At 70.3% G+C, this 8395-nt stretch carries 7 protein-coding genes; 6 read left to right on the top strand and 1 reads right to left on the bottom strand.

Translation table 11 applies throughout. From position 1 onward, the window contains the following. Nucleotides 1-313 precede the first annotated feature (313 nt). The 3 genes from D7V77_RS19690 to D7V77_RS19680 are packed head-to-tail and all read left to right on the top strand — an operon-like array spanning nt 314 to nt 3019. Nucleotides 314-1090 carry an SDR family NAD(P)-dependent oxidoreductase gene (locus D7V77_RS19690; protein WP_120577832.1) on the top strand — a complete coding sequence of 259 codons (777 nt, stop codon included), beginning with the start codon at nt 314-316 and terminating at the stop codon, nt 1088-1090. Further along, complete coding sequence (locus D7V77_RS19685) at nt 1087-1956, top strand: [LysW]-aminoadipate kinase (protein WP_120577831.1); 870 nt, start codon at nt 1087-1089, stop codon at nt 1954-1956. The genes D7V77_RS19690 and D7V77_RS19685 overlap by 4 nt, the downstream gene beginning before the upstream one ends. Further along, nucleotides 1943-3019 (top strand): M20/M25/M40 family metallo-hydrolase, encoded by a 1077-nt coding sequence (locus D7V77_RS19680; RefSeq protein ID WP_120577830.1) that lies wholly within the window; start codon nt 1943-1945, stop codon nt 3017-3019. Before D7V77_RS19685 ends, D7V77_RS19680 begins: the two co-directional genes overlap by 14 nt. 4 nt (nt 3020-3023) lie before the next feature. Here D7V77_RS19680 and D7V77_RS19675 read toward each other — a convergent pair whose 3' ends face one another. Further along, nucleotides 3024-4259 carry an MFS transporter gene (locus D7V77_RS19675; protein WP_120577829.1) on the bottom strand — a complete coding sequence of 412 codons (1236 nt, stop codon included), beginning with the start codon at nt 4257-4259 and terminating at the stop codon, nt 3024-3026. A gap of 99 nt (nt 4260-4358) precedes the next feature. On the opposite strand from D7V77_RS19675, the gene D7V77_RS19670 reads away from it, so the two are divergent. The 3 genes from D7V77_RS19670 to D7V77_RS19660 are packed head-to-tail and all read left to right on the top strand — an operon-like array spanning nt 4359 to nt 8387. Then, on the top strand, nt 4359-5285 hold the full coding sequence (locus D7V77_RS19670) for an RluA family pseudouridine synthase (protein WP_120577828.1): 927 nt from the start codon (nt 4359-4361) through the stop codon (nt 5283-5285). Nucleotides 5286-5337: 52 nt separating this feature from the next. Then, nucleotides 5338-6855 carry a putative metal-binding motif-containing protein gene (locus tag D7V77_RS19665; RefSeq protein ID WP_147452106.1) on the top strand — a complete coding sequence of 506 codons (1518 nt, stop codon included), beginning with the start codon at nt 5338-5340 and terminating at the stop codon, nt 6853-6855. Between the two features lie 11 nt (nt 6856-6866). Continuing rightward, a complete protein-coding gene (locus D7V77_RS19660; RefSeq protein WP_147452105.1) occupies nt 6867-8387 on the top strand; it encodes a putative metal-binding motif-containing protein in 1521 nt (506 codons plus the stop codon). The last annotated feature ends 8 nt before the right edge of the window (nt 8388-8395 follow it).

Raw genomic sequence — 8395 nt, 5'->3', positions numbered from 1 at the left:
CGTCGGCGCGGGCGGGCTCACGAGGGACGGCCGGGCAGGGGTGGGGAGAGGGCTCCCTCAACCTGGCTCCGTCCGGCTCGAAGTGGCAGGGATAGTGTCTGGGCCTGCCGCGACGGGTCAGTCGTCGGCGCGGGGCCTGGTCGGAGATGACGTGTGCCGGGCGGGGTTCGGCGGGGCCGGATCGTGGTGCGGTCGGTGGAGCGGATGTCGTGCGGGGCCGGGCTGGAATGGCTCGACCCGCGCAGGTGCGGTTCAGTGACGTGGGGTGTGCTCGTTTGGCGGCGGCCGTGCGCCAACTTCTGGAGGGACGCGGATGGAACTGGGACTCGCCAACAAGGTCGCGCTCGTCGCTGGTGGCTCCAGCGGCCTGGGGCTCGCTGTCGCGGAGGAACTGGCGAAGGAGGGCGCGCATGTCGCCATCGGTGCTCGGGACACGGACCGTCTGGCCCAGGCGGAGGCTCGGCTCAAGTCCGTGGCCCGGGGCGGCCGGGTGCTGGCGACTCGCGTGGACGTGAAGGACGACGCGGACGTGCGCCGCTGGGTGGATGATGTGGTGGCGAAGCTGGGCGCGCTGCACGTCGTCGTCACCAACAGTGGCGGTCCTCCTCCGGGTGCGGCCTCCACCTTCGGCGTGGATGCGTACCGCAGCGCTTCGGACGCGGTGCTGCTTCCGCCCATCTCCCTGGCGCTCGCGGCGCTCCCGCACCTGAAGAAGGCCGGATGGGGACGCCTGCTGTTCATCACCTCGGAGACGGTGCACCGGCCGGTGGCCCGCTTCGCGCTGTCCGGCTTCGCTCGCATGGGCATCGTCGGCTTCTCCGCCGCGCTGGTGCAGGAGTTGGGTGACGCCGGCATCACCGTCAACGTGCTGGCGCCGGGCTACATGCGCACGCCTCCGGTGGAGCGCACCGCGGGTAATGCGGGTGACGTGGAGGCGGGCCTTCGTGCCATGGGCGCGCACATTCCGCTCAAGCGCGTGGGGCTCCCGGAGGAGTTCGCCGCGGCTGCCGTGTTCCTTGCCAGTGAGCGCGCTTCCTTCATCACCGGCACCGTGCAACTCGTGGACGGTGGCGCGAGCGTCATCGGATGAGCGCCACCCCCGACGCCTCGCCCCGCCGTCCCGTCGTCGTGAAGATTGGCGGCGCGGCGGGCGTGGACCTGGAGAACGTCTGCTCGGACATCGTAGAGCTCGTCCGCCAGGGTGAACGCGTCGTCGTCGTCAACGGAGGCTCGGAGGCGGGTGAGCGGCTCCTGGGCTCGCTGGGCATGGCGCGCCCGGAGGCCACCACCGCGAACGGCAACGTCGTGCGCCTCACCTACGCGCCCACGCTGCGCGCGCTCACCATGGCGTGGGTGGGCGAGGTCAACAAGGCCGTGGTGCTGGCGCTGCTCGCGAAGGGCGTCACCGCGCTGGGCCTGTGCGGTGCGGACGGCCGCGTGCTCACCGCGCGTCGCCGGCCACCGCTCAAATTGCAGGACGCCGACGGGCGGATGCGCATCGACCGCGAACATCTGGCCGGAGAGGTCTCCTCGGTGAACGCGGCGCTCCTGGGCACGCTGCTGGATGGCGGCTATGTGCCCGTCGTGTGTCCTCCCGCGGTGACGGAGGACGGCGTGCTCGTGAACGTGGACGCGGACCACGTGGCGTCGTCCATCGCGGCGGCGCTGGGCGCGAAGGCCCTGGTCATCCTCTCCAACGTGCCGGGGCTGCTCGCGGATCCAAAGGACCCCGCTTCGCTGGTGCGCTCCAGCGACGACGTGGAGGGCTGCATGCCGCTGGCGGGCGGGCGCATGCGCTACAAGCTGGAGGCCGTGCGCCGGGCGCTGCAGGGCGGAGTCCCTTCCGCGTACGTGAGCGCGTCGCGCGTGGCACGGCCGGTGTTCTCCGCGCTGGAGGAGGCGGGCGGCACGAAGTTCACCCTTCGCGATGGAGGCAGGGCGGATGCGGGCGCGTGAGCCAGGCGTCGACTTGTTGCGGTGGATGGTGGAGCAGTACAGCCCCAGCCACCAGGAGGCCTCCTTCGCTGGAGCGCTGGTGGAGCGGCTGGGCACGCGCGGTTGGCGGGCGCACACCGACGCCGTGGGCAACGCCGTCGCTCGCTACGGGGACGGGGACACCGTCATCGCGTTCCTGGGCCACATCGACACCGTGCCCGGAGAAGTGCCCGTGCGGCTGGAGGGACAGAAGCTCTACGGCCGGGGCGCGGTGGACGCGAAGGGCCCGCTGTGCGCGTTCATTGAAGCCGTGGAGCTGCTGGACGACTCGGAGCGCGCCGGCAAGCAGTTCCTGCTCCTGGGCTGCGTGGAGGAGGAGGTCGCCATCACTCGAGGCGCCCTTCATGTGCGCGACCAGTACGCCCCGGACTTCGTCATCAACGGCGAGCCCAGCGGCGCGCACGCGGTGACCATCGGCTACAAGGGACTGCTGCGCCTGGACCTGGAGCACCGCGCCAGCCGCCGCCACACCGCGAGCCGCGACTACCGCGCCGCAGCCGAGCACGTCATCGACGCGTGGAACGCACTCAAGCGCCTGTGTGACGACTGGAACCGCGAGCGCCCGTCCCTCTTCGAGCAGAACCTTCCCTCCCTCAACGCCTTCCACACCGGCGCCACGGAGACGGAGGAATGGGCCACGGCCGCCGTGAGCATCCGCACCGGCCCGTCCACGGACACCGAGGCACTGCTCGCGGCGCTGGCCACCGTGCCCACCGTGACGGTGCGCACCGTGGCTCGGAAGAACGCCGTGTCCACCAATGGCAACGACGCGCTCTCCCGCGTCTTCAAACAGGCCATCCGCGAACGTGGCGTGAAGCCCACGCTGCGCCTGAAGACCGGCACGTCCGACTGGAACACCGTGGCCTCCACGTGGGCCGTGCCCACCGTGGCGTATGGCCCCGGCGACGCGGCGTTGGACCACACGCCCAACGAGCACATCGACCTGCCGGAGTACGAGGAGGGCGTCGCGGTGCTCGCTCGCGTGCTGGCGCTCCTGCCGGTGAAGGGGACCTCGGGAGGCTGAAGGCTCAGGTGCCCAGCGCGGCCAGACCCCGGGCACGCAGGGTCCGCATCCCCACCACGATGCCGAAGAAGAGCAGGGCACAGCCCGCGGTGATGGGCCGCACGCCCACCCGGTCCGACAGCGCGCCCTGTCCCCAGACGCCCAGGATGTAGCCCGCGTTCACCAGGAGCAGGAACAGGCTGCTCACGCGCGCCTGCAGCTCCGGCGGCGTGCGTGCCTGGCACACCGTCTTCAGGCCCGTGAAGGCGACCAGGTACACCGCGCCCAGGATGAACAGCGTCACCAGGGCCACTGGCAGCGACGGTGACAGCCAGTACGCGGCGGAGCACAGCCCCACGAGCAGCAGCGCCGCCTCCAGGAAGGCCTGCCGCCCCATCCTCGCGACGAGGGCTCCGGAGCCGAACGCCGCGATGACCGCGCCCGTCCCCTGCGCCGTGAGCAGCATGGACGTGGTGGTCGCATCCCCACCCAGCACCTTCAACGCGAACACCGGCACCAGGCCCACGAAGGGGGAGATGAGCAAACCCACCAACGCCCCGGAGCCCAGCGCGAGCGCGATGCCCGGATCCGTCCACGCCAGCCGCACGCCGCGCATGATGCCGTCCCACAGCGCCTCCACCTTGGAGGGCAGGGTGCTCGACGTGCCGCGCATCCCCGCGAGCGCCAGCAGCACGGCGAGGAAGGACAGCGTGTTGACGAACAGCGCCCCCTCGATGCCCACCTTCGTCAGCACGAGCGCGGCCAGCACGGGCCCGATGATGCGGCCCAGGTTGAACTGCGCCGAGTCCAGGCTGAGCGCGTTGTGCAGGTCCTCCGAGGGCACCACCGCCACGGTGAGCGCCGTGGCGCACGGGATGACCAGCGTGCTGAACGCGCCGTTGAGCAGCGAGAGGACCGCCACCCACGGCACCGACAGGTTGTCCGTGCCGGCCAGCACCGTGAGCAGCGCGGCCAGCAGCGCCTGCATGCACACGCACACGGCCATGAAGGTGCGCCGGTCGAAGCGGTCCGCGAGCGCACCCCCCAGCGGCGCGAGCACCAACGAAGGCAGGTGCGTCAGCGCGGCGACTCCGCCCGTCCATGCGGCCTGGCCCGTCACCTGCGTGACGTAGACCCCCAGGGCCACGGACTCCATCCACGTGCCGATGTTGGACACGAGCGTGCCCAGCCAGAGAAGGGTGAAGTCGCGATGGGACAGGGCCCGGGCGGAGCCCGAACGGGAGAACAGGGAGGTGGCCACGGAGACACTCTTTCTACAGCGCGTCCCTGACGCATGCTCGGTGGGCGCACGCCTACACGGTGGTTGACTCCCTGGCTGCCATGGGAGACGGGGAAAGACATGACGCGGCTCAAGGTTCTCGTGGTTCCCCGGGAGATTGCCGGCGAGCGGCTCGACCGGTTCTTGACGAAGCACGTCCCGGGCCTCACGCCGGAGCGGGCCCGAGCGATGCTGGACGCAGGGCGCGTGCGCATCCGGGGCAAGAAGGCGCAGGCCACGCGCAAGCTGTGGGGCGGCGAGGAGCTCACCCTGGAGACGCCGGAGCCCCGGCCGTCGCCGCATGCTTCATTGGAAGGCCCGGAGCTGCCGGTGCTGTACGACGACGCGGCGCTCGTCATCGTGGCCAAACCGCCGGGGCTGGTGGTGGAGCCGGAGGGGCGGGCGGCGTCGGTGGTGGGGCTGCTCGCGGCGCGGTGCCCGCCGTTCGACGTGGAGGGCGTGGTCCAGCCGGGCGTGGTGCACCGGTTGGATCGCGAGACGAGCGGATGTCTGGCATTGGCCCGGACGGATGACGCGGTGGCTGCGCTCCTGAAGGCGTTCCAGGAGAAGCGCGTGGACAAGCGCTACCAGACGCTGGTGCTGGGCCGTCCGCCGGACACGGGGCACCTGGAAGGACCGTACGCGAGGGACCCGAAGGATCCGCGCCGCTTCACGACCCGTGTGCCCTCCGCTCGCCGGGCGGCACTGACATTCACGGTGCGCGAGCGGTTCCGGGAGGGGGCGCTCCTGGACATCGACCTGGACACGGGGCGCACGCATCAGATCCGCGTGCAGCTGTCGGAGGCCGGGTTCCCGGTCCTGGGGGATTCGCTCTACGGCACGGAGGAGGCGCGCAAGCATCCGGCGGCGCTCGCGGTGGGGCGGCAGGCCCTGCACGCGTGGCGGCTGGAAGTGCCGTCCTCCGCGACGGGCCAGCTCATCCAGGTGGAGTCGCCGCTGCCGGAGGACTTCCTGCGGGGGCTCACGGTGCTGCGCGGGGGTGCGTGATACCGTTTGGGCACTGGGACCTGTCGGATCAGGGCAGCACGAAGAGGGGAACATGCAATCGCGGATGACGTCGTGGGGCGGGTTGTGGGGAAGCCTGTCGTTGATGGTGGCCCTGCTGGTTTCGGGCTGTGGTTCATCCACGAGTCCGTCGGGCCCCGTGGTGGATGCCGGCACGCAGGTGGATGCCGGGACGGATGCGGGCACCACCGGCGACGCGGGTGTCGCGGACGCGGGAACGGTGGACAGCGGCGTCCCGGAGGGCGCGCCCTGCGAGAAGACCCAGGGTGTGTGCGCGGGAGCGAAGCGGGCGTGGGTGGACGGGGCCTATGAGCCCGTGTGCACGGCGCGCTCCTATGGCGCGGACTACGAGGCGTCGGAGATGCGCTGCGACGGCCTGGACAACGACTGCGACGGTGTGACGGATCCAACGACGTGGGCGGATGCCGCGCCGTTGCAGTGGGCTCCTGATGACCGGTGGGCGGACAGCCTTCCCGTGGAAGGGGGCTTCCTGTTCGTCTCCTCCAACGGCCTGTCGGCCATCGAGATGCTCCGGCTCGATGCGTCCCTGACCCTGAAGGGCTCGGCGACCCTGCCGCTGTCGCCCGCGCCCATTCGCGTGTCGAGGACCCAGCTGTTGCGGACCGCTCGCGGGCCGGCGCTCTTCTCCATCGTCGTGTACTCAGAGCCGAGCTACTTCACCCGGGGGAGTCTCGTGCAACTGGATGAGCTGGGCGCTCCCGTCGGAGAGAGCGTCGTCCTCTTCGAAGGGCCCTACACCTGGGCGAATGGACACGTGGCCCCCTCCCTGGATGGCGAGCGGCTCGCGGTGATCTGGACGTGGGAACTCGCCGGTGCCCGCGAGGTGCAGGGCATGACCGTGGACCCCGCCGGCCAGGTCCTGGCGGCTCCCCGCGTGCTGCACCGGTCGGACTCGCTGGATCTCTCCGCGGCGGAGGTGCTGGCCCTGGGGGATGGCGGGTTCCTGGTGAAGGCGAACGAGAACAAGGCGGGCTCGTTCGATGACACGCGCGTCTGGCTGCAGCGTTACGACCGCGAGCTCCTGTCCGTGGGGGACGAGCGCATCCTCACCGTGAAGTACGCGGCTGCTCCCAGGCTGATGCTGACGGCTCCCCTGGAAGAGGGCGGCGCGGGCGAGCCGACGCTGCTCTACCGGGAGCCGAATGGACTCACTCCCCAGTTCTTCCAGGTGCGGTCCCTCTTCAACCAGGGCATGGCGGAGAGCCTGACCGCGACGAAGCAGAGCCAGACCGCCCTGTTCGGCGCGACGATGACCTCACGGGGACTCCAGCTGGCGTGGCTCTCCATGCTCTTCGTTCCCAACCCCGGAGGGGATGCCGCCTTCGGTGTCGAAGGGCGGCTCTGGGGGCGGAGCCCGACCGGCGTCGTGAAGGATTGGACTCCCGGCACCGCGTCCATTCCCATGAACGGCACCGCGTCATGGGTGAGGCTGCATGAGCTGGCGGGGCATCAGCTGGGGGCGCTCACGATGACCGCCACGGACACTCCCCGGACCTACACCCTGCGTTCGCTGCGCTACTGCGCGCCTTGATGCGAGGGACCATGCATTCGCGAATGAACCCGTGGAGCAGCGTGTCGTTGGTGGTGGCCCTGCTGTTCGCGGGCTGTGGTTCCTCGTCGACGTCACCGGATGCCGGCACCCAGGTGGATGCCGGCGTCACGGTCGACGCGGGCGTCACGGACGACGCGGGTGTCACGGACGACGCGGGCATCACGGACGACGCGGGAACGGCCGACAGCGGAGTGGCGGAAGCCCTGCCGTGCGAGAAGACCCAGGGCGTCTGCGCGGGGGCCCGGCGCGCCATGGTGGACGGGGCCTATGAGCCCGTGTGCACGGCGCGCTCCTACGGCGCGGACTACGAGGCGACGGAGACGCGCTGCGACGGTCTGGACAATGACTGCGACGGCGTGACGGACCCGGCGACCTGGACAGAGGTCGCTCCGATGAAGTGGGCGCCCTATGCGAGGTCGGTCGACAGCCTGCCCGTGGAGGGGGGCTTCCTGATGGTCTACGTAGACAGCCCGGAGGGGATCCAGGTGCTCCGGTTCGATGAGTCCCTGAACCTCCAGGGCACGTCGATGATCCCGCTGGATCCAGGCTTCTCTCCCGTGACGGAGGCGCAATTGCTGCGGACCTCTCGCGGGCCTGCCCTCTACTTCACCGCGCTGCATTTCCAGACCGGATCCACCGCGGAGGGACGCCTCGTGCAACTGGATGAGCAGGGCGCTCCCATCGGCTCTCCCGAAGGCGTCGTCCTTTTCGAGCAACCCACGACCCAGCCGGCCGCGCGCGCGGCCGCATCCGTGGACGGGCAGCGGATCTCCGTGGTCTGGGCCGCGAACATCTCCGGTGTCCGCGAGGTGCAGGGCATGCTCGTGGATCCCGCCGGTCAGGTCCTGGTCCCACCCCGGGTGTTGTTCCAGTCGGACTCACCCAACCTCCACTCGCCGCGGGTGATGGGCATGGGGGATGGGAACTTCCTGGTGACGGCGTACGACGAGGGGGAAACGGTCGATGACACGCGCATCCGGTTGAGGCGTCATGACCGCGAGCTGCGACTCGTGGGAGACGAGCGTCGCCTCTCCGTGGCGTTCGGGGCCATTCCCACGCTGCTGATGATGCCCGCGAAGGAGGGTGGGGAAGAGCCGGTGATGCTCTACCGCGAACCGGATGGGCACAATCCCAGGCTCCATGAGGTACGGCACCTCTTCGCAGGGGGCACGCCCGTGACGCTGACGTCCACGGCGTGGAGCCAATCCAGCGTGCTTGGCGCCACGATGACTTCACGGGGGCTCCAGTTGGCCTGGATCACCATGGGCTACATGCCCGTTCCGGGGCAGGAGTCGGGCTTCATCTACGAAGGACGGCTCTGGGGCATGAGTCCTTCGGGCGTCGTGACGGATTGGACTCCCGGACCCGCGCCCATGCCTCTCCACCGCAATGGAGAGTGGGTACTGATGCATGAGCTTCCCGGACACTGGATGGGAGCGCTCCTGATGACCGCAACGACCGTCCCACCGGAGGCCTACACCCTCCACTCGCTTCGTTACTGCGCTCCTTGAGCCGAGAG

The sequence above is a fragment of the Corallococcus sp. CA041A genome (assembly GCF_003612075.1).
Lineage (GTDB): Bacteria > Myxococcota > Myxococcia > Myxococcales > Myxococcaceae > Corallococcus > Corallococcus exiguus.
This window is presented reverse-complemented; position numbering and strand designations above follow the sequence as displayed.

Coding starts and splice junctions, on each gene's coding strand:
- D7V77_RS19690 (WP_120577832.1), top strand. CDS start 314: ATGGAACTGGGACTCGCCAACAAGGTCGCGCTCGTCGCTGGTGGCTCC.
- D7V77_RS19685 (WP_120577831.1), top strand. CDS start 1,087: ATGAGCGCCACCCCCGACGCCTCGCCCCGCCGTCCCGTCGTCGTGAAG.
- D7V77_RS19680 (WP_120577830.1), top strand. CDS start 1,943: ATGCGGGCGCGTGAGCCAGGCGTCGACTTGTTGCGGTGGATGGTGGAG.
- D7V77_RS19670 (WP_120577828.1), top strand. CDS start 4,359: ATGACGCGGCTCAAGGTTCTCGTGGTTCCCCGGGAGATTGCCGGCGAG.
- D7V77_RS19665 (WP_147452106.1), top strand. CDS start 5,338: ATGCAATCGCGGATGACGTCGTGGGGCGGGTTGTGGGGAAGCCTGTCG.
- D7V77_RS19660 (WP_147452105.1), top strand. CDS start 6,867: ATGCATTCGCGAATGAACCCGTGGAGCAGCGTGTCGTTGGTGGTGGCC.